Genomic DNA, 19543 nt, shown 5'->3' with positions numbered 1-19543 from the left:
GGCCGTGGCCCGGGTGGCGCCGAAGCCGCTGGAGGCACCGGTGATGACGACGATGTTCTTCATGGGAGGTCTCTCCTGAGGGGCGGCCCGGCGCGTCCGGGGAGGGCGGACGGATGGCGAGCGAGGGTGCGGGGAAGCGCGGGTGTGTGTGGGGGGAAGCGAGGGTGTCGGGGAAGGGGCCGGAAGGGCAGGTGGGCGCGACGGGTGACCGGGGGGAGACCGGTCAGGCCACACCGCCGTTCGCGTACAGGACCTGTCCGTTGATCCAGCGCGCCGGGCCGGCGAGGAACGCGACCGCCTCGGCGATGTCCTCGGGGGTGCCCAGGCGCTCCAGCGGGGCGGCCTTGGACAGGTTGTCGATCGTGGCCTGGTCCTTGCCTTCCAGGAACAGGGGCGTGGCGGTGGGGCCGGGGGCCACGGCGTTGACCGTGATGGCCTTGCCGCGCAGTTCGCGGGCCAGGACCAGGGTCATGGCCTCGACGGCACCCTTGCTCGCCGCGTAGGCGCCGTAGGTGGGGAACTGCAGGCGGGTGACCGAGGTCGAGAAGTTGATGATCGCGCCGCCGGAGCGCACCCGCCGGGCCGCCTGCTGGGAGACCACGAAGGTGCCGCGGATGTTGGTGCGGTGCATCCGGTCGAGGTCGTCCAGGTCCAGCGTCGCGATCGGGGACAGCAGCATGATGCCCGCCGTGTTGACGACCACGTCGATGCCGCCGAACTCCCGCTCCACGGTGTCGAACGCCTCTGTCATGGCGTGCTCGTCGGCGACGTCGCCGCCGACCGCGATCGCCCTGCCGCCGGCGGCGGTGACCGCGGCGACCGTGTCGTCGGCGCGGGACTTGTTGCCGGCGTAGTGCACACCGACGGCGATGCCGTCCTGGGCCAGACGCTCGACGACGGCGCGGCCGATGCCGCCGGAGCCGCCGGTGACCAGGGCGATGCGGGTGGTGGTGGTGTCGGTCATGGTGATCCGTCCTTCGGTGAGGTGTCTCCCGGCCCGGCTGGGCCCGGTGGTGGTTGCGGGATGGGTCAGCGTTCGCTGTCGAGGGTGGCCATGAGGGGGGCCGCGTAGCGCTCACCGGCGGCGGACCCGGCGGGGACCGCCGCCTCGATGTCGGCGAGCGCGTCGGCGTCCAGGACGAGATCGGCGGCGCCGAGGGACTCGGCCAGGCGTTCCCGTCGGCGGGCACCGACCAGAGGGACGATGTCCCGGCCCTGGGCGGCCGCCCAGGCGATGGCGACCTGGCCCGTGGTCGCGCCCAGGCGGTCCGCCACGCGTCCGAGTGCTTCGACCAGGCGCAGATTGGCCTGGAGGTTCTCGCCCTGGAAGCGGGGGCTGTGGGCGCGGAAGTCGTCCGCGCCCAGGTGCCGCGCGGCCGTCCAGTGGCCGCTGAGCAGGCCCCGGGAGAGCACGCCGTAGGCGGTCAGACCGATGCCGAGCTCGCGCAGCGTCGGAAGGACGGACGCTTCCGGGCCGCGGGAGAGCAGCGAGTACTCGATCTGTACATCGCTGATGGGCGCGACGGCCGCGGCGCGGCGGATGGTGTCCGCACCGACCTCGGACAGGCCGATGTGCCGGATGAACCCGGCCTGCCGCATCTCCGCGAGCGCGCCGACGGTCTCCTCGATGGGGATGTCCGGGTTGAGGCGGGCGGGGCGGTAGATGTCGATGTAGTCGGTGTCCAGCCGCCGCAGGGAGTAGGCGAGGCGGTCCTTGACCGCGGCCGGTGAGACGTCGTAGGGCGCGGGCTGGAAGGCGCCGTCGGGGGTGCGGCGGGAGCCGAACTTCACGCTCAGCACGACCTCGTCACGGCTGCGCTCCTTCAACGCCCGGGCGATGAGCATCTCGTTGGCGCCCGAGCCGTAGAAGTCGGCGGTGTCGATGAGGTTCACGCCCGCGTCGATCGCGGCGTGCAGGGTGGCGATGCTCTCGGCGTCGTCGGCGTGCCCGTACAGGTCGGACATGCCCATGGCGCCCAGGCCGAGGGCGGACACCTCGGGGCCGTCGGCGCCGAGCTTTCGGGTGGTGATGGCCATGGCGGCTCTCCTGGTCGGACGATCGGGAAACGAGGGGGAACGGGAAGAGACTGAGGAGGAAGGGAGGGACGGGCGACCGGCGCCACATCGGCGATCACCGTCCTGACACATCAACGCTAACACATCACTGATGCACCGCAAGTGTTATCGTCGATTTATGGCAACGGTCGAGACGAAGACAGCGCAGCCCCGCGAGCGGATCCTGCGGGCCGCGACGGACCTGCTCGCCGAGGGAGGCCGCGAGGCGGTGTCCACGCGCGCCGTCAGCGCGGCCGCCGGCGTGCAGGCGCAGACCATCTACCGGCACTTCGGCGACATGCAGGGACTGCTCGACGAGGTGGCCCGGCGGGGGTACGCGTCCTACCTGGCGGCCAAGCAGGCCCAGGACGCGGACGGCGACCCCGTGGCACAACTGCGGAGCGGCTGGGACATGCACGTGGCCTTCGGGCTGGCCAACCCCGCGCTCTACCGGCTGCTGTACACCGAACCGCGGCCCGGCCAGCAGTTCGCGGTCACGGGTGACGCCCACCAGGTGCTGCTGCGCATCGTCGAACGGGTGGCCAAGGCCGGTCTGCTGCGGACGGGCGTCGAGACGGCCGCGGCGATGATCCACTCATCGGGCATGGGGGTGACGCTCACCTTGATCGCCGCCCAGGCCGACGGCAGGCTTCCCCACTATGACGGCCTGTCCGAGAACGTCCGGGAAGCCGTGCTGGACGCGGTGCTCGTCCCGGCCGACGACGTCGCCGCCCGGCAGAGGGCCGGAGCCCACCACGAGGCCGTGCACGCCGTGGCCCTCAAGTCCTTGATGCGCGACGGAGCGCGGTCCCTGACCTTCGGGGAGCGCGCCCTGCTCGGCGAGTTGCTGGACCGCATCGCCACCGAGGACGGCCGGGAGGCCGGCTCCGGTGCGGCCGAACCGGGCGTGGACTGATCTCGAGTACCGGTGTGGCCACGCCCTCGCCGGAACGTCTCGATCTCCGTGAGGTCCGCTCCGGTGCTCCCGCATCGACGAGCCCGGCTCGTGGATGGTGCAGCACTTCGGCCTTGGTCGGCCAACGGCCCACTGCGATCGTCTGGTTGGCGGCCGGCCGGCTCGTCGGCGGTCGGGGGAGTCGACACGCCGGCCGGTGCCGCCTTCGTCGCGATCCGGTGCGCCGTCCACCCGCGGCCGGCAGGAACCGCCGAAACCGCGCCCCTGAGCGTCCTGCCGGAAACCCCCCTCCGACGGCTTTGCCATCTCTTTACAACCCGCTTCGGTGCCGCCTCGTCTCTCCGCTCGATCCACGACTCAGCCCGCCGCACACCGGCGGACCGACGAAAGCGAGCGATTCGATGCGCCGAACCCTCCTCAGCGCCATGGCACTTGCGGGCACCGCCGTGCTGGCGGGCACCGTGCCCGCCTTCGCCGCGGCGACCCCCTCCCCGACCGTTCCCGCGGCCAGGGCCTCCGCGTCCTCCGCCCCCCGCGCGACCGGGGCGCCGTCCACCGGCCCCGAAGGGACCGGAGCGCCGACCGCCGCGCGCCCGGTCCCGAGTGCGGCGCCGACGAGGGCGCGGGGCCAGGTCCCCGTCGTCCCCAAGGGCGCGCCCGACACCGGCGTGACGGCGGGCACCTCCCGGTCGGTGTCCCCCGGGCTGATCGGCGGGGGCGCCGGACTGGTGCTCGCCGGAGGCGGCGCGGCGGTCTACGTCGTACGCCGCCGGCGGGCGACCGGGGCATGACCCCGCTCTCCAGGCGCGCCTTCGCCACCGCGGTGTTGGCCGCAGTGCTCGTGGGCTGCGGCGGCCACCAGGCCGGCCGTACCCCGGACGCCCGGCCCGCCACCGCCCGTCCCGGCAGTACGCCACCGCCCGCGTCGACCTCCGCCAGGGTGGCGCCCGCCCTGGAGCGTTCGGCTCCCGTCCGGTTGCAGATCCCGGCCATCGGGGTCGACACCCCGGTCATGCGGCTGGGACTGGCCGAGGACGGCAGCGTCCAGGTGCCCCCGGTCACCGCACACGACCGGGCGGGCTGGTACTGGCACTCGCCGACACCGGGCCAGGTCGGACCGTCGGTGATCCTCGGCCATGTCACGGTCGGCCGCTACGGCGACGGCGTCTTCCGTCACCTCTCCGAGCTGCACCGGGGCGACCGGATCACCGCGCGCCTGGAGAACGGAACGACGGCGGTGTTCGCGGTCGGCGCCGTACGGACGGTCGCCAAGGCGGACTTCCCGACCAGCGAGGTCTACGGGAACGTCAACCGCCCGGAGCTGCGGCTGATCACCTGCGGCGGTCCCCGCAGCGGCGACGGATACCTCGACAACGTGATCGTCTTCGCCACGCTGACCACCGCCGGCCCCTGATCCGCCGGCACGGCTGCCGGGCCACCGGAACGTACGCCGGTGGCCCGGGGTCCTACCCCACGAGTGCCCCCACGACCATGGAGAGCGTTGAAACGGTCCCGTGAGAGGGCGGCGTCCGAGCTGTTCGCCGCCGTCTACCCGCGCCTCGCCGGCTGGTGCCGCCGTCTCGTCGACGACGACGGGACGGCCCACGAGATCGCCTCGGAGGCGTTCACCCGGCTCTGGGCCCGCTGGACGTCCGTTGAGGAGCCCCGCGGCTTCCTCTACGTCACCGCGGCCAACCTCGTCCGGGACCACTGGCGCAAGCTGGAGCGCGAGCGCAGAGCCGTGCACCGCGCCACCACGGAGGCCGCCGTGCGCCCCCACGCCGAACAGGCCGACCCCTCGGTGCGCCTGCTCGTGCAGTCGCTGCCGGAGCGACTGCGCGTCCCGATCCTGCTGCACTACTACGCTGACATGCCGATCCGGGAAGTGTCCGCGCTGACCGGACGCAAGGAAGGAACCGTCAAGGCCGACCTGCACGCGGCCCGGGAACTGCTCCGCGTCCACCTGAGGAGAAGCCTTGACCACACGCTCTGACGACGGCCCGGAGTTCGAACGCGACGACCCCCTCGCGGTGATCCTGCGTCCCCCCTCGGACCACCTCGGCCCGCCCCCCGGCCGGTACCGGGAGGTCCGCCGCGCCGCGGCCCGCCGCCGGCTGCTCCGCACGGCCGCCGGGGCCGGCCTCACCGCCGCCGTCGCCGTCCTCGTCGCCCTGCCGCTCCACCTGGGGACGCCCAAGACGCCCGCGCCGCCGACGGTCCCCCTGGCACCGCCGCCCGCGACCGGTCGTCCGGTGCCCACCGGCCCGTCGGCATCGGACTCCCCGTCGCCGTCGCCCCGCCCCGACACCCCGTCTCGCGGAACCCTCACCCCATCGGCCGGGGACGCCACCGCGCGCCCCACCACAGCACCCGGAACCGTCGGCTCCCGCCCCCCGAACGACCCGCCGACCGCCACCAGGGGACCGTCCGCGACACCGACCGCGGCCCGGCCCGAGCCGTCGGCGAGCCGGGCTCGGGCCGGTGCCGCCCCGGCGACCCGCCCGTCCTCGGGGCAGAGGTAGCCGACGGTGGGCGGAGACAGCCGGTGCCTCGAGATCCGGTGCCGCGCCCGGCCACCGGCCCCTAGGGGCGCACACAGGAGCGGTGTCGTGTCCTCGGCGCGCTCGCACGTTCAGGTGATCATCGTTGATCGTCCTGTAGGGGTGCACCGGTACGCCCTATTCAGGACGTATGGATGACTCCAGCATCGCAGCCGGCCACCCGTCAGACCGCCACCCCACAGACAGCCACACCGCCGACCGCCACACCGCAGACCGCCACCACCCCGTCTCCCGGCGGCAGTTCACGACCGTCGCCGCCACGGCCGCGACCGTGACGGCCCTCGGGACGGCCACGGCGGGTACGGCCGCCGCGACCCCCCTCCTGCCACGGCAGGCACCCGGCCCGGCGAGAACCACCGCCGACCCGTCCGCCTGTCTCGCGGTCGCCCGCGCCCTGCTGGTCGTCGACGACGCCGACCGTCCGCTCGTGCCGGACTACCGGAAGATCCTCGACTCCGGTCTGCCCCGCCCGAAGACCACCGGTGCCAGGAAGATCCTGGTGGTCGGCGCCGGTCCGGCCGGGCTGGTGGCGGCCTGGCTGCTGAAGCGGGCCGGGCACCACGTGACGGTGCTGGAGGCCAACGGCAACCGCGTCGGCGGCCGGATCAAGACCTTCCGCACCGGCGGCCACGAGGGGGCGGCGCAGCCGTTCACCGATCCGCGGCAGTACGCCGAGGCCGGCGCCATGCGCATCCCCGGCAGCCACCCCCTGGTGATGAGCCTCATCGACCGACTCGGCGTGAAGCGGCGCCGGTTCCATCTCGTGGACGTCGACGGGGAGGGCAAGCCCGTCAACCACGCGTGGATCCACGTCAACGGCGTCCGCATGCGCCGCTCCGACTACGCCAGGGCGCCCCGGAGGATCAACCAGTCCTTCGGGGTGCCGAAAGAGTACTGGGACACACCGTCCTCCGCGATCCTGCGCGCCGTCCTGGACCCCGTACGCGACGAGTTCAGCACCGCCGGGCCGGACGGCAGGCGCGTCGACAAGCCGATGCCCGAACGGGTGCGGGGCTGGGCGCGGGTGATCCAGCAGTTCGGCGACTGGTCCATGTACCGGTTCCTGACCGAGCGGGCGGGCTTCGACGAGCGCACCCTCGACCTCGTCGGCACCCTGGAGAACCTCACCTCGCGACTGCCGCTGTCGTTCCTGCACAGCTTCGTCAGCCAGTCGCTGATCAGCCCCGACACCGAGTTCTGGGAGCTGGTCGGCGGCACCGCCACGCTCGCGGACGCACTGCTGCACCAGGTGCACGACGTCGTACGGCTGGACCGGCGCGCCACCCACATCGAGTACTGGGCCCCGGACCGGCACGGCACCGACGACACCTCCCGCGTCCGCGCCGGGGGCCCGCACGTGTGGATCGACACGGTGTCCGAGGGACGTGACGGCAGCGTCGTGCGGGAGCAGTTCACCGGCGACCTCGCGATCGTCACCGTGCCGTTCTCCGGGCTGCGGCAGGTGCAGATCAGCCCGCTGATGTCGTACGGCAAGCGCCGCGCCGTCACCGAGCTGCACTACGACAGCGCCACCAAGGTGCTGCTCGAGTTCAGCCGCCGCTGGTGGGAGTTCACCGAGGACGACTGGAAGCGGGAACTGGCGGCTGTGCGGCCCGGGTTGTACGAGGAGTACCGGCAGGGCAGGGCCCCGGCCGACGGCAGCCTCCTCGGCGCGCACCCGTCGGTGCCGTCCGGGCACATCAGCGCCGCGCAGCGCGCCCACTACGCCGCCAACCGCTGGGCCACCCGCGACCAGCCCGAGGCGGCGCACGTGATCGGCGGCGGGTCGCTGTCCGACAACTCCAACCGCTTCATGTTCCATCCCTCCCACCCGGTCCCGGGCAGCCGGGGAGGTGTCCTCCTCGCCTCCTACAGCTGGGCCGACGACGCCTCCCGCTGGGACTCCCTGGACGAGGACGCCCGCTACCCGCACGCCCTGAGGGGTCTCCAGCAGGTCTACGGGCAGCGCGTCGAGGTCTTCTACACCGGCGCCGGCCGCACCCAGAGCTGGCTGCGCGACCCCTACGCGTACGGCGAGGCGTCCGTCCTGCTCCCCGGCCAGCACACGGAACTCCTCACGGCCATCCGCGCCCCCGAGGGCCCCCTGCACTTCGCCGGTGACCACACCTCGGTCAAGCCGTCATGGATCGAGGGCGCCGTCGAGTCGGGAATCAGGGCCGCGCTCGAGGTCCACATGGCCTAGAAGTCCCACCACGGAACCGGCCCGGCACTCCGGCGAACGCCGCAGGGAGGGCGACGCCGCAGGTCAGCCCTCGTGTTCAGCGCTGTGCTCCTGCAACCGCCAGGTTCATCACAACCGCCCCCTGGCCCGCAAGGGGCAGGGGGCACCCCCTCAAGGCTCCCCGAGAATCCCCTCACGAGCCCCACACAGCCTGCACACGGTCTTTCGAAAGTCCCGTTAGCGTGGCAAGCCGTTCGATTCCGAGTGCGAACGCGGCCCGCTGGGGCGGCGGCGAGCCAACACAGGAAGACCGCAATGGACTACTGCTCCTCGTGTCGTCGACATCTCAACGGCGCCCTGGTGTGCCCCGGATGCGGCGCCTACGCACCCGACATCGCCCCGGTCGCCGCCGACGGTCACCACACCGTCCCGGGCCCGGCCATCACGGCGACGCCCGCCATGGCGACCCCGGCCACGACGGACACGGCGGACACGGCGGACACGGCGGCGTGGGAGTTCGCCGCCCCGGACATCGACGAGGCCCCGTCGGCCGGCCCGTCCGCCGACCACACAGATCCGGTGCGCAGGCCGGAAGGGCGGGCGGCCCGGCGGCGCCGGATGGCGCGCTGGAAGAAGACGCAGCGCAAGGCCCTGGTCGCGACCGCCGTCGCCCTCGTCGGAGGCGGCCTGACCGTGGCCTCGATGGACCGGCACACCGCCGACCGGGCCCAGGCGGCCCCGGCGCCGGAGGCATCGGCCCTCGGCGGCGCGGAGGAACCGACGTCGCTGTACACCCGTTCGTCGTCGCCCCGCCCCGACACCCCGGGCTCGGGCACGCCCCGCACCTCGCACCCCTCCGCCGCGCAGTCCCCGGCGGCCGGTCTCCAGCACCTGCAGTCCGCGCCCGTGGCGGGCCCCGCCACGCCGTCGGCCGCCCAGCCGGACGCGGCGACCTCTTACCGTACGACCCACACGTCGGGCACGACGGGTACGGCAGGTGGGGCCGGCACGGGAACCACGGGGACCTCCACCTCCCACTCGGGGTCGCACTCCTCGTCGTCTTCGTCGTCTTCGTCGTCCTCTTCCTCCTCGTCGTCCACGTCCACGGGAAGCTCCTCGCAGCACACGCCCGCCCCGGGCAGCACCACCGGCGGCGGCACGGACCCGGGCACCTCCCAGGCCACCCCGGCACCGGCGGCCACCTCGCCGTCGCAGGTCTGCCTGCTCGTCGTCTGCCTGGGCTGACCGCCGGCGAACCCGCGCACCGCCCCCCGCGATCTGCGGGCGGGCGGTTTTCGGCGTTCCCTCGCACCGCGGCCCTGTCGCCGCTGTGGGTTGCCCGTGAAAGAACAGACGGGCCGCACCGGGAAGTGATCGACGCGCGCGCCGGGCCCGGGCATCTCACGGGCCATGCGCCCCAGCGTTTCGCGGCGGCTCGTGCATGGGGCGGCTCGCGCGGGGGCGGCCGGCCAGAAGTGCCGGACACGCGAGGATTGTGCGGCCGGATCGTCACCCGGCGGTCACCGAATGGGGGAGACCGTGATCGAACCGCGCGGCTGTGCCAGTAGGCTGTGATCCGCTGCGGCACCCCACCCCCACCCGCCCTGGCGGAATCCTGTCCGGCGGCGGTCGAGTCGTCGCACGGCATTCGTCTCCCGGCATGAGGATGAAACAACAGGTGCTGATCGCGGGCCGGTACCAGCTCAACACGACCATCGGACGTGGCGCGATGGGGGAGGTCTGGCGGGCGTACGACCAGATGCTCGGCCGCCCCGTCGCCGTCAAGGTGCTGCTCGACCGGAACGCCGACCCCACCGCCGACTCCCGTTTCCGCCTAGAGGCCCAGACCGCGGGCCGGCTCCACCACCCGCACGTGGTCGGCGTGCTCGACTTCGGGGAGCACGAGGGGCGGCTGTACCTGGTGATGGAACTCGTGGAGGGCGACAGCCTCGCCCGGGTGCTCGCCGACGACGGACCGCTGCCCGCCGAGCGGGTCGCGGCCATCGCCGCCCAGGCGGCGGCCGGGCTCGCCGTGGCCCACGAACAGGGCATCGTGCACCGCGACATCAAGCCCGGCAACCTGCTCCTCGACGCGGGCGGCATCCTGAAGATCGGCGACTTCGGCATCGCCCGCTTCATGGACGACCCGTCGGGCGCGCTCACGGCGACCGGGCAGATCGTCGGGACGAGCCTGTACATCGCGCCCGAGCGCGCCCTCGGCAAGCCCGCGGGACCGGCCAGCGACGTGTACTCGCTCGGCTGCGTCCTCTACCAACTCCTCACCGGGCGGCCGCCGTTCCGCGCCGACACCCCGATCGCGATCCTCCATCAGCACCTGGACGCCAGTCCCGTACCGCCACGCGAGCTGGGTGCCGCACTGCCGCCCGCCTTCGAGAACTACCTGCTCGGCCTGCTCGCCAAGCGGCCCGAGGACCGGCCCACGGCACGGCAGGCCGCCGACTGGTTCGCCACGGGAGCCTGGCGGGGCCGCCCGGAACCGCTTCCGGCCGCGGCCCCGGCCCCCGGCCCGGCCCCCGTCCCGGTTCCGGCGCGGGTCCCGGCACCGGAATCGCCGATGCCGCCCCGGACGGAGGGCGCGGCGACGACGTACAAACTCCCGTCCGCGCTCCCCGGCCACCGGGCGGCCCGCCAGCGGTCGTCGGCGGGGAACCGGCGGGCGCGAGGCCCGCTGCGCACGCTCCTCGCCGGGCGGCCGCGCGCGGTGGGGCTGATCGCCGCGGCGTTGCTGTTCCTCACGGCGATGTATGTGGGCATGTCGGTGTTCAGCCCCGACAGCAGCTCGGCGGAGACGCCGCAGGGACCGGGCCGGTCGGGCCCGGCCGCCCCGACACCGTGACGTTCCAGGTCAACTCGGCACCGTGCGGGCGGAGTTGAGTTGACGAAGGCTTGACCGAACGAAAAGGAACGGCGGCGGAGGCGAACTGTAGGTTCACCCGCATGCCCCCACAGCCCCCACAGCCCCCGCGCCTGCCCGTCCTGCCGTACCGCAAGCCCACCCGTGGCCGCGACTACTGGATCCTCGACGACGTGCTGCCGAACGTGGACGAGGTCCGGGCCCGCTGTCTGGCCAGGGACGACTGGGTCAAGGGGTACCCGTACACGCAGGAGAGCTGGCCGGGGATGCGCACCATGCCCGGCCTCGAGCCGGCCGAACTCGCCCGGATCGAACGGCTGGTGCGCAAGGAGACCGGCGCGCAGAGGCTCTGGCAGGAGACCGCCCCCGGTGGCGGCACCCTCAACCACAACTGCGTCCAGGTCGTCGGCAAGGACGAGGGTGAACCGCGCCCGCACACCGACTCGCGCGCCCTGTGCCGGTACGCCGCCGTGCTCTACCTCAGCCCCAACGTCCCCAAGGACTGCGGTACGAGCTTCTACCGGCAGAGCCTGCCGGGCGGCGTCCTCGGCGGCAACATGGTGCAGGCGCCGCACACCAACCTGGTCGAGGCGCTGGGCACCCGGTACGTCTCCCCGGACGCGTTCACCGAGGACGTCCGCGTGCCGCAGCGCTACAACCGGCTGCTTCTGTACAAGGCCAACATCATGCACAGCGCCACCGGTTACTGGGGCGGCGACCTGGAGGACAAGCGCATGACGGCCGTCTTCTTCTGGATGGCCTAGCGCGTGTTGCGGGTGCGGTTCAGCTCAGGCCGAGGCTGGACAGTGCGGTCGTCCAGTCCGTGATGATCGCGTTCTGGGCGTCCTCCAGGCTGACGTCGCCCGCGCAGACGGCCTTCTTCAGCCTGTTCTCGACGACGTCCTTGTCGGCCGAGGTCTCGTCGCCATAGTGCGGCTCGGGCCAGAGGTTCAGCTCGCTCTTGGGCGCGCCGCCGAGCTCCAGCGGTACGAAGTGGTCCTCCTCGTAGTCCGAGGTGTTGGTGTCCGAGTATCCGTACTCGACGATCTGCTTCTTCTTCAGCGCGGTGGTGTACGAGCTGGAGGGCCGCACGGTCGCGGTCCAGCCGGAGACGCAGATCGTGGAGTCGATGGTGTCCTGCGTGACGTCCGGGTTGAGGGCACCGGGCTGGCAGCCGGGGTCGGGGAGGGGCAGGTAGTCCTGGCTGCACGACTGCGCGTGCGCGCTGCCGGTGGTGACGGTCAGGCCCGCGGCGGCGAGGGCGAGGGTGGACAGGGTGGTCACCAGGGGGCGCGGTATTCGGGACATGGGGAGTCTCCCGGTGGGATGCCCGGCACGGTTCCGGGCGGTCGTGAGCATGACAGCACCGGCGACGTCTATGCGGGTAGACCCCTTTGCGGGACCGGGAGAAGCTTGGTTGAAGGTTGATCCTTCCGAAGGCTCCGGGTTGTCAAGTCATGGGTCCGGCTTGGGCGTTGGTTCACCCAGGTGTACGGCGGCGAACGGAAGGCGAACGGCGGGCCGGGCCTCCACTCCCGGCGGCACGCCGTCAGCGGGGCGGCCTCAGCGGCACGCCGTCAGCGGGACAGCCTCAGCGGGACGGCCTCAGCGGGACGGCGCCATCGGCAGGTCGTCCGTGTACGCGTTCACCGGCTTGTCCACCCGCTCGACGGAACGGGCGTCCAGGGCGGCCGGTGCCGACGGCGTGCCCAGTGTGCCGCCGGGGTGCCAGGTACCCGTGACGGCCACCCAGGTGTCGGCGGGCGGCGCCGGGGACCCGTGGATCCGTACCTTGACGGACTGCGCGTCCGCGGCGCAGCAGGTGAAGACGATGCGGGTCAGGTACCAGTGCCCGCCCCGCTTCTCGGGCGTGACGAAACCGGTCATCCTGACCGTGCGCTCCTTGACGGCCCGCGTACGGTCCTGCTGCACACGGCTGGTGAACTCCGTGAGCGTCATCGGGAGCGGCGAGGTCGCGGGCAGCGGATCGAAGTGCCGCCGCGGCGCGACGGCCCCGGCGGGCTCGCGGGAGGCGGTGTACGCGCCGAGGGCGGGCGGGGCGTACAGGAGCAGGCTCAGCGCGGGCAGGAACAGCAGCCAGGCGACGCGGGGTGCGGTGGAGTGGTCGTGCCCGTGACCGGCGTCGCCGTGGCCGCCGTGCCCCTCGTGCCCGCCGCGCTCCCCGTGCCCGCCGCGCCGGCCGCGCTCCCCGTGCCCGTCCCGCCCGCGGTCGAGGGCCGCGCTCGCCAGCCCGAGCGCGAGCAGCAGCACACCCGAGGCGATCAGATACGGACGCAGTTCCGGCCTCACGTACCGCAGGAACAGGTCGGTGAAGAGCGAGGCGCGCAGCAGACCGAGGCCGCCGAGGACGAGGAGCACCGCCGGGAAGGGCCGTTTCACAGCAGTGCTCCCCCGGTCAGCGCACTGCACAGCACCGCCACGACGGTCGTGGCGGTGGAGAACCGGACCGCGAAGGCCCGGCCGAACGTACCCGCCTGCAGGGCGATCAGCTTCAGGTCGACCATCGGCCCCACCACCATGAACGTCAGGCGGGCCACCGGTGAGAAGCCGGTGAGCGAGGCGGCCACGAACGCGTCGGCCTCGGAGCACACCGCGAGCACGACCGCGAGCCCCGCCAGGAACAGCACCGACAGCCAGGCCGAGCCGGAGAACACCTCGAGCACGGAGCGCGGGACCGCCACGTTGAAGGTGGCCGCCGCCATCGCCCCGAGGACGAGGAAACCGCCCGCGTGCAGGAAGTCGTGCTGGAAACCGAGCCGGAACTCCCGCCGGCGGCTGTGCCCCGGCCGGTGCCCGGTGTGGCGCACGGTCGGCCGCAGCCACTCCTCCCGGCCGAGCCAGAGCCACAGCCAGCCCATCACGGCGGCGGTGGCGAGCGAGGCGAGCAGCCGGGCCAGGACCATCAGGGGGCTGCCGGGGAAGGCGACGGCGGTGGCGGTCAGCACGACCGGGTTGACGGCGGGGGCCGACAGCAGGAACGCGAACGCGGCGGCCGGGTCGACGCCCCGCCGGATCAGACTGTTGGCGACCGGCACCGACGCGCACTCGCAGCCCGGCAGCACCACCCCGGCGATCCCGGCGACCGGGACGGCGAGGGCGGGGCGGCGGGGCAGCGCCCTGCTGAACACCCGCGCGGGCACGAACGCGTTGATGGCACCGGACAGGGCCGTGCCGAGCAGCAGGAAGGGCAGCGCCTGCACGGTGATGGCCAGGCAGACGGTGCGCCACGCCCGCATCGCGGGCTCGTCCAGCAACCGGCCGAGCAGGAGGAGCGCGGGACCGGCGAGGACGGCCGCCACCAGCAGCAGCGGCCAGGACGCGGGCCGGCCGCGGGCGGGGGCGCGCTCGGGCGCCGCGGGGACCGCGACAGCCGCATCCGCCTCCCCGGCCAGTTCTTCTGTCTTCTGCATGCCGGCTCCGACTGTCGGATGTTCGGATCGAACATATCGGGCATACCGCCACCCGCTCCGGCACCGCCACGCCTCCAGTCCGGTGAGGCGTATCGCCCGGCCCGCGGCGCCACCGGCCGGGCCTCGCCGATCAGCCGCGCCGTGCGCCGATCGACCGTGTGACGACCCCCACATCACGGGCCGTGGATTTTGCCTGTGGAAAAGGTTTCCGGTTCCCGTCGCACCCGTACCCCTGGGCGTTGGAACAACCAGGAGGTGCCATGCGCATTTCGCGGACCGCGGCGGGAACCCTCTTCGTGACGGGCGCCCTGACCCTGACGCTCACGGCGCTCGTCTACCCGTCGATGCTGGGAGTGCAGACCGTCTCCAGCGCCCCCTCGCGCGTGATCGCGAACACCGCGGCGGGGCCGCTGACCGAGGCAGACCGCGACTTCGTCGTCAAGGTACGGGCGGCGGGCCTGTGGGAGTTCCCGTCCGGTGAGCTCGCCATGAAGAAGGGCACGACGCCGGCCGTGCGCACCGCCGGGGCACATCTGGTCAACGGGCACGTCAACCTCGACGCCGTCGACCGGAAGGTGGCCGCCGAGCTGGGCATCACGCTGCCGAACCAGCCGAGCCCCCAGCAGCAGGGCTTCGTGACGACGCTGACGAACGACTCCGGCAAGAAGTTCGACCAGGACCTGGCGAACATCCTCCGCCTGACGCACGGCCAGATCTTCCCGGCCATCGCGAACATCCGCGCCACCACGAAGAACACCCTGGTCCGCCAGCTTGCCGACGTGGCCAACGACACCGTCCTGGACCACATCACGGTCATGGAGCAGACGGGCCTGGTGGACTTCGACTCACTGGTGTTCCAGGAGACGACCCCGCCGAAGCTCCCGAAGACCGACCTGACCCCGCCGGCCCCGCAGCCCGGCGAGCCGACGGTGGTCCTGTCCACGCCGCCGGGCTTCACCCCGCCGCCGTCGACGACCCCGGGCGCGCCGGCGGCCCCGGGCTCGGCACCGACCACGGGCTGACGGCCCCCGCGAAGCGCAAGAAGTGGGCCCGGCGCTCTCCGGGGGAGTAAGAGCGCCGGGCCCGTCGGGGAATGGTCGACAGGACGCCCGGGGGCGTCATGCGCGCCCGCGGGTCGTACGGCGCCGGGTGACGACCGCGGTGCCGCGCTGAGAATCGGTGGCCCATTGGTCACGTGAGCCACAGTGCGAGCACATATTCGATCACGGTGACGAAACTGTCAACCTCGTTGAAACTGCGACGAGTTCAGAATTCGATCACGTTTCGGCCACATCAGGAATCGCCCAATCCACTAAGGCGCGCGAGCCGCCGCAAGTCGCCGAGAGAAACGTAACTGCACGCTCGTTCGAGTGGCGTGGCCTGGATTCTCGCGCTCAAGAGGCGGTGCCGTTCCTACGGTCGCCTCATGGTCACCAACCGCCACGAGACGTCCCACCGGCTCTTCCAGGAACGCCCGGAGATCCTCACGCCCGTCTTCAAGGTGCTCGGCCTGCCGATACCGGAGAAGGCGGCCGTGGACGTGCTGACCCCGGACGTGTCGGAGATCCGGCCGCTGGAGCGACGGGTGGACAGCGTGCTGCGGGTGGAGCCGTCCGACGGGGACACGTTCCTGTTGGCGATCGAGGCGCAGCAGCGCAAGGACCGGCACAAGGGGGCGAGCTGGGCGTACTACGTGGCCTTTCTTCAAGCCAAGTACAACCTGCCCGTCCTGCTCCTGGTGGTCTGCCAGGAACGCGCGACGGCCAAGTGGGCCACCGGCCCGTTCCGGTGCGGGGCGCGTGGCTGGACCTCCCTGAGCGTCCAGCCGTTGGTTGTCGGCCCCGACAACATCCCCCTCATCACTGACCAGAGGGCGGTGGCGGAGAACCTGGCGATGACTGCGTTCTCCGCGCTGACACACGTACACAATCCGGACGCCCCCGCCATACTGGAGGCACTGGCCCGTGTCCTCGAAGCGGCCGATCGGAAGTCCGCCAGGTACTACCACGACTTTCTGGACATCGGTCTGGGTGACACTCCGGCCGGAGAGAAATGGAGAGAGCTGATGACGTTCGTCACCTACTTCCCCGGCCGCGGCACGGTACGCGAGACCGCCTACCTCGAAGGCAAGGCCGAAGGCAAGGCCGAGGGCGAGGCCAAGGCGATCCTTCGCGTGCTCGAGCGGAACGGCGTCCCCGTCCCCGACGACGTCCGCGAGCGCATCACCGGCTGCACCGATCTCGAGGTGCTCGACCGGTGGCTGGACCGGTCCTTCGACGCCACCGACGTCAACGACCTGTTCACGGAGCTGCCGACGGCTCACTGATGCGCGTCCGAGGGGCGGCCGCGGGGCCATCAGTCCCACGGCCGCCCCTCCGGTTCCTACTCCACCGTCTGTTCCACCGGCTGCGGCTGCGGCCGGGCCAGCCCCGCCGTCCACTTCTCCTCGATCCGTCCGGCCTTCCACACCACCATCGCCAGCACCCAGGTGGCGAAGAAGAGGCCGACGATCACGAACCCGAGGGTGTTGAGGTCGATCCCGGCGATCCAGTCCCAGAAGGCCCCGTGCAGGCCGAGCTTCTCGGCGAGCAGGCCGAGCAGTTCCACCGTGCCGATGATCAGGGCGACGGCCACGGACAGGCCCGTGATGGTGAGGTTGTAGTAGACCTTGCGGACCGGCTTGGAGAACGCCCACCCGTAGGCGAAGTTCATGAACGACCCGTCGATCGTGTCGAGCAGCGACATGCCGGCCGCGAACAGCACGGGCAGGCACAGGATCGCGTACCAGGGCAGCCCGGAGGCCGCGCCCGAGCCGGCCAGGACGAGGAGCGCGATCTCCGTCGCCGTGTCGAAGCCGAGGCCGAAGAGGAGGCCCAGCGGGTACATCTGCCACGGCTTGGTGATCGACCGCATCACGCGGCCCAGAAGGCGGTTCATGAACCCGCGGTTGTTGAGCTGCTCCTCCAGCGCCGCCTCGTCGAACTCGCCCGACCGCATCTGCCGGAACACCTTCCAGATGCCGGCCAGGATGACGAGGTTGATGGCGGCGATGACGTAGAGGAAGGTGCCGGAGACCGTCGTGCCGATGACACCGGTGACGTTGTGCAGCTCGGAGTTGTCGTCACGGACCGGTCCGGCCAGCGTCCTGATGCCGAGCGAGAGCAGCAGAGCAAGGCCGAAGACGACACTGGAGTGGCCGAGCGAGAACCAGAACCCGACCGACAGCGGCCGCTTCCCCTCGCTCATCAGCTTGCGGGTGGTGTTGTCGATCGCGGCGATGTGGTCCGCGTCGAACGCGTGCCGCATGCCGAGGGTGTACGCGGTGACGCCTATGCCGATGCCGAAGGACTTCTCACCGATGGTGTAGTGCTCGGGCGCGACGATCCCGACCAGCGTGAACCAACCGATGACGTGCAGGGCCAGGATGAAGGCGGCCATGCCGCCGAGCCGGCCCCACTCCTGCCGCGTGATCGACAGACGCATCCGAGGGGAGGACGGGGGCATGGAGCGGGACCTTTCTTCTCCGGTTACTGCACCCAACACTTTCATGCCCAGAAATCCTACTTGCAAGAGAGTCGCAGTAAAGCCTTCCGGAGCGTTCCGATCCCCATGCCGCCGCCTCGAACGGTCCCCCACCGCTGGCCCGTCGCCCGCACCGGCCCGAAGCTGGCCGCATGGACGCCCCGCCCCCCGACGGCCTGCCGCCCTTCGAGGACCGGACCGACCTCGAGAACGCCGACCGCGGTTTCGTCGCCGCCCTCGAACCCGGGACCGTGACCGACCGGGACGGGCGGGTGGTGTGGGACGGCGACGCGTACCGGTTCCTGGACGGACAGTGCCCCGGGACCGCGCATCCGAGCCTGTGGCGGCAGTCGCAGCTCTGTGCGCGGCAGGGGCTGTACGAGGTGTGCGAGGGCGTGTACCAGGTGCGCGGCCTGGACCTCGCCAACATGACGCTCGTCGAGGGGCGCGACGGGGTCGTCGTCGTCGACCCGCTCATCTCCGTCGAGTGCGCCGCGGCCGCCCTCGCCCTGTACCGGCGGCACCGCGGGGAGCGGCCCGTGACCGCGCTGATCTACACGCACTCGCACGTCGACCACTTCGGCGGCGCCCGCGGGGTGCTGCCGCGCGAGGCGGAGGCGGGCGTGCCGGTGTTCGCGCCGGCCGGGTTCCTTCAGCACGCGGTCAGCGAGAACGTGTACGCCGGACCCGCGATGTCCCGCCGTGCCGGATTCATGTACGGCGAACGGCTGGCGAAGGCGCCCGACGGCCAGATCGGCACGGGCCTCGGTCTGACCATGTCCACGGGTACGATCACCCTCGTCCCGCCGACCGTCGACATCACCCGCACCGGACAGACGGAGACCGTCGACGGCGTGCGCATCCTCTTCCAGCTCACGCCGGGCACCGAGGCGCCGGCCGAGATGAACTTCCTCTTCACCGAGCAGCGCGCCCTGTGCCTGGCGGAGAACGTCACGCACACCCTGCACAACCTCCTGACCCTGCGCGGCGCCCTCGTCCGGGACGCCCGGGTGTGGTCCCGCTACCTCGACGAGGCCATCGACTTCTTCGGCGACGGCTACGACGTGGCGTTCGCCTCCCACCACTGGCCGACCTGGGGCCACGAGAGCGTCGTACGGCTGCTCGCCGAGCAGCGCGACCTGTACGCGTATCTGCACGACCAGACGCTGCGGCTGCTCAACAGCGGACTGACCGGCCCGGAGATCGCGGAGGAGCTGCGGCTGCCGCCCGCGCTGGAGCGCGTCTGGCACGCACGCGGCTACTACGGGTCCCTCAGCCACAACGTCAAGGCCGTCTACCAGCGCTACCTGGGCTGGTACGACGGCAACCCCGCCCACCTGTGGGAGCACCCCCCGGTCGCCCTCGCGCAGCGGTACGTGGAGGTGGCGGGCGGCCCGAAGGCGGCGCTCGCGGCGGCCCGCCGGTACGTGGAGGCCGGTGATCTGCGCTTCGCCGCCACCCTCCTCAACCACCTGGTCTTCGCCGACCCGGGCGACGAGGAGGCGAAGCGGACGCTGGCGGGCGTGTACGAACGCCTCGGGCACGGCGCCGAGAACGGGCCCTGGCGGAACATCTACCTGACCGGCGCCCTGGAGCTGCGCGAGGGCGCGAGCGCGCCCGCCGTCGTCTCGGACACGCCCGAGCTGACCGCGGAACTCACGGTGGACATGCTCCTGGACGCCCTCGCGGTGCGCATCGACGGGCCGCGCGCGGCCCGGGAGCCACGGCTGGTCATCGATCTGATCGTGATCGACGAGGAGCGCCGCCACCGCATCAACCTGGAACACGGCGCGCTCACCCACCGCAGCATGCCGCTGCACCGCACCCCGAAGCCGCACGCGGGCCTGACGCTCACCCTGACCCGCCCCGAACTGCTCGGCCTGCTCACCGGCCACGGCCTCGCGGGCATCGAGACGGACGGTGACCGGGCCCTGCTCAAACGCCTGTTCTCCTACGTCACCCGGCCTGACCGGGGTTTCCCGATCGTCACCCCGTAGGCGC

At 72.3% G+C, this 19543-nt stretch carries 18 protein-coding genes; 12 read left to right on the top strand and 6 right to left on the bottom strand.

Annotated elements, in window-relative coordinates:
- Nucleotides 1-223: 223 nt before the first annotated feature.
- On the bottom strand, nucleotides 224-964 hold the full coding sequence (locus tag ACZ4SW_RS33565) for an SDR family oxidoreductase (protein WP_468252817.1): 741 nt from the start codon (nucleotides 962-964) through the stop codon (nucleotides 224-226).
- Between the two features lie 65 nt (nucleotides 965-1029).
- A complete protein-coding gene (locus tag ACZ4SW_RS33560; protein ID WP_468252815.1) occupies nucleotides 1030-2037 on the bottom strand; it encodes an aldo/keto reductase in 1008 nt (335 codons plus the stop codon).
- Nucleotides 2038-2194: 157 nt separating this feature from the next.
- Between ACZ4SW_RS33560 and ACZ4SW_RS33555 the strand changes: the two genes are divergently transcribed.
- The 9 genes from ACZ4SW_RS33555 (at nucleotide 2195) to ACZ4SW_RS33515 (ending at nucleotide 11353) form a co-directional block, all read left to right on the top strand.
- Entirely contained in the window at nucleotides 2195-2971 is a 777-nt protein-coding gene (locus tag ACZ4SW_RS33555; protein WP_468252814.1) for a TetR/AcrR family transcriptional regulator, read from the top strand.
- A gap of 401 nt (nucleotides 2972-3372) precedes the next feature.
- Entirely contained in the window at nucleotides 3373-3762 is a 390-nt protein-coding gene (locus tag ACZ4SW_RS33550) for a sortase-dependent protein (protein ID WP_468252813.1), read from the top strand.
- Nucleotides 3759-4385, top strand: coding sequence for a class F sortase (locus ACZ4SW_RS33545; RefSeq protein ID WP_468252811.1), 627 nt, complete (start codon nucleotides 3759-3761; stop codon nucleotides 4383-4385). Before ACZ4SW_RS33550 ends, ACZ4SW_RS33545 begins: the two co-directional genes overlap by 4 nt.
- 87 nt (nucleotides 4386-4472) lie before the next feature.
- A complete protein-coding gene (locus ACZ4SW_RS33540) occupies nucleotides 4473-4964 on the top strand; it encodes an RNA polymerase sigma factor (protein WP_468252810.1) in 492 nt (163 codons plus the stop codon).
- Nucleotides 4948-5493, top strand: coding sequence for a hypothetical protein (locus ACZ4SW_RS33535; RefSeq protein WP_468252809.1), 546 nt, complete (start codon nucleotides 4948-4950; stop codon nucleotides 5491-5493). The genes ACZ4SW_RS33540 and ACZ4SW_RS33535 overlap by 17 nt, the downstream gene beginning before the upstream one ends.
- 169 nt (nucleotides 5494-5662) lie before the next feature.
- Nucleotides 5663-7735: a flavin monoamine oxidase family protein gene (locus ACZ4SW_RS33530; protein ID WP_468252807.1), complete on the top strand. Its 2073-nt coding sequence runs from the start codon at nucleotides 5663-5665 to the stop codon at nucleotides 7733-7735.
- Between the two features lie 294 nt (nucleotides 7736-8029).
- Entirely contained in the window at nucleotides 8030-8959 is a 930-nt protein-coding gene (locus tag ACZ4SW_RS33525; RefSeq protein ID WP_468252806.1) for an SCO2400 family protein, read from the top strand.
- 433 nt (nucleotides 8960-9392) lie between these two features.
- Nucleotides 9393-10571 carry a serine/threonine-protein kinase gene (locus ACZ4SW_RS33520; protein WP_468252875.1) on the top strand — a complete coding sequence of 393 codons (1179 nt, stop codon included), beginning with the start codon at nucleotides 9393-9395 and terminating at the stop codon, nucleotides 10569-10571.
- Nucleotides 10572-10672: 101 nt separating this feature from the next.
- Nucleotides 10673-11353 (top strand): DUF6445 family protein, encoded by a 681-nt coding sequence (locus ACZ4SW_RS33515; RefSeq protein WP_468252805.1) that lies wholly within the window; start codon nucleotides 10673-10675, stop codon nucleotides 11351-11353.
- A gap of 19 nt (nucleotides 11354-11372) precedes the next feature.
- Here ACZ4SW_RS33515 and ACZ4SW_RS33510 read toward each other — a convergent pair whose 3' ends face one another.
- The 3 genes from ACZ4SW_RS33510 to ACZ4SW_RS33500 all read right to left on the bottom strand — a co-directional run bounded on the left by ACZ4SW_RS33510 (nucleotide 11373) and on the right by ACZ4SW_RS33500 (nucleotide 14020).
- A complete protein-coding gene (locus ACZ4SW_RS33510; RefSeq protein ID WP_468252803.1) occupies nucleotides 11373-11897 on the bottom strand; it encodes a hypothetical protein in 525 nt (174 codons plus the stop codon).
- A gap of 297 nt (nucleotides 11898-12194) precedes the next feature.
- A complete protein-coding gene (locus ACZ4SW_RS33505; protein ID WP_468252802.1) occupies nucleotides 12195-12989 on the bottom strand; it encodes a TIGR03943 family putative permease subunit in 795 nt (264 codons plus the stop codon).
- Nucleotides 12986-14020, bottom strand: a complete 1035-nt coding sequence (locus ACZ4SW_RS33500) for a permease (protein WP_468252800.1) — start codon at nucleotides 14018-14020, stop codon at nucleotides 12986-12988. Before ACZ4SW_RS33500 ends, ACZ4SW_RS33505 begins: the two co-directional genes overlap by 4 nt.
- A gap of 260 nt (nucleotides 14021-14280) precedes the next feature.
- Between ACZ4SW_RS33500 and ACZ4SW_RS33495 the strand changes: the two genes are divergently transcribed.
- Together ACZ4SW_RS33495 and ACZ4SW_RS33490 are read left to right on the top strand one after the other, a co-directional pair.
- Nucleotides 14281-15042 (top strand): DUF4142 domain-containing protein, encoded by a 762-nt coding sequence (locus ACZ4SW_RS33495; protein WP_468252799.1) that lies wholly within the window; start codon nucleotides 14281-14283, stop codon nucleotides 15040-15042.
- A gap of 404 nt (nucleotides 15043-15446) precedes the next feature.
- Nucleotides 15447-16346: a hypothetical protein gene (locus tag ACZ4SW_RS33490; protein ID WP_468252798.1), complete on the top strand. Its 900-nt coding sequence runs from the start codon at nucleotides 15447-15449 to the stop codon at nucleotides 16344-16346.
- 56 nt (nucleotides 16347-16402) lie between these two features.
- Here the strand turns inward: ACZ4SW_RS33490 and nicT are convergent, their stop codons facing one another.
- On the bottom strand, nucleotides 16403-17524 hold the full coding sequence (gene nicT, locus ACZ4SW_RS33485) for a Nickel transporter NicT (RefSeq protein WP_468252796.1): 1122 nt from the start codon (nucleotides 17522-17524) through the stop codon (nucleotides 16403-16405).
- A 170-nt stretch (nucleotides 17525-17694) separates the two neighbouring features.
- On the opposite strand from nicT, the gene ACZ4SW_RS33480 reads away from it, so the two are divergent.
- Complete coding sequence (locus ACZ4SW_RS33480; protein ID WP_468252795.1) at nucleotides 17695-19539, top strand: alkyl/aryl-sulfatase; 1845 nt, start codon at nucleotides 17695-17697, stop codon at nucleotides 19537-19539.
- The last annotated feature ends 4 nt before the right edge of the window (nucleotides 19540-19543 follow it).

The sequence above is a fragment of the Streptomyces sp. NPDC028331 genome, assembly GCF_055565775.1.
The sequence above is the reverse complement of the archived record's forward strand: the minus strand, read 5'-3'. Positions and strand labels throughout refer to the sequence as shown.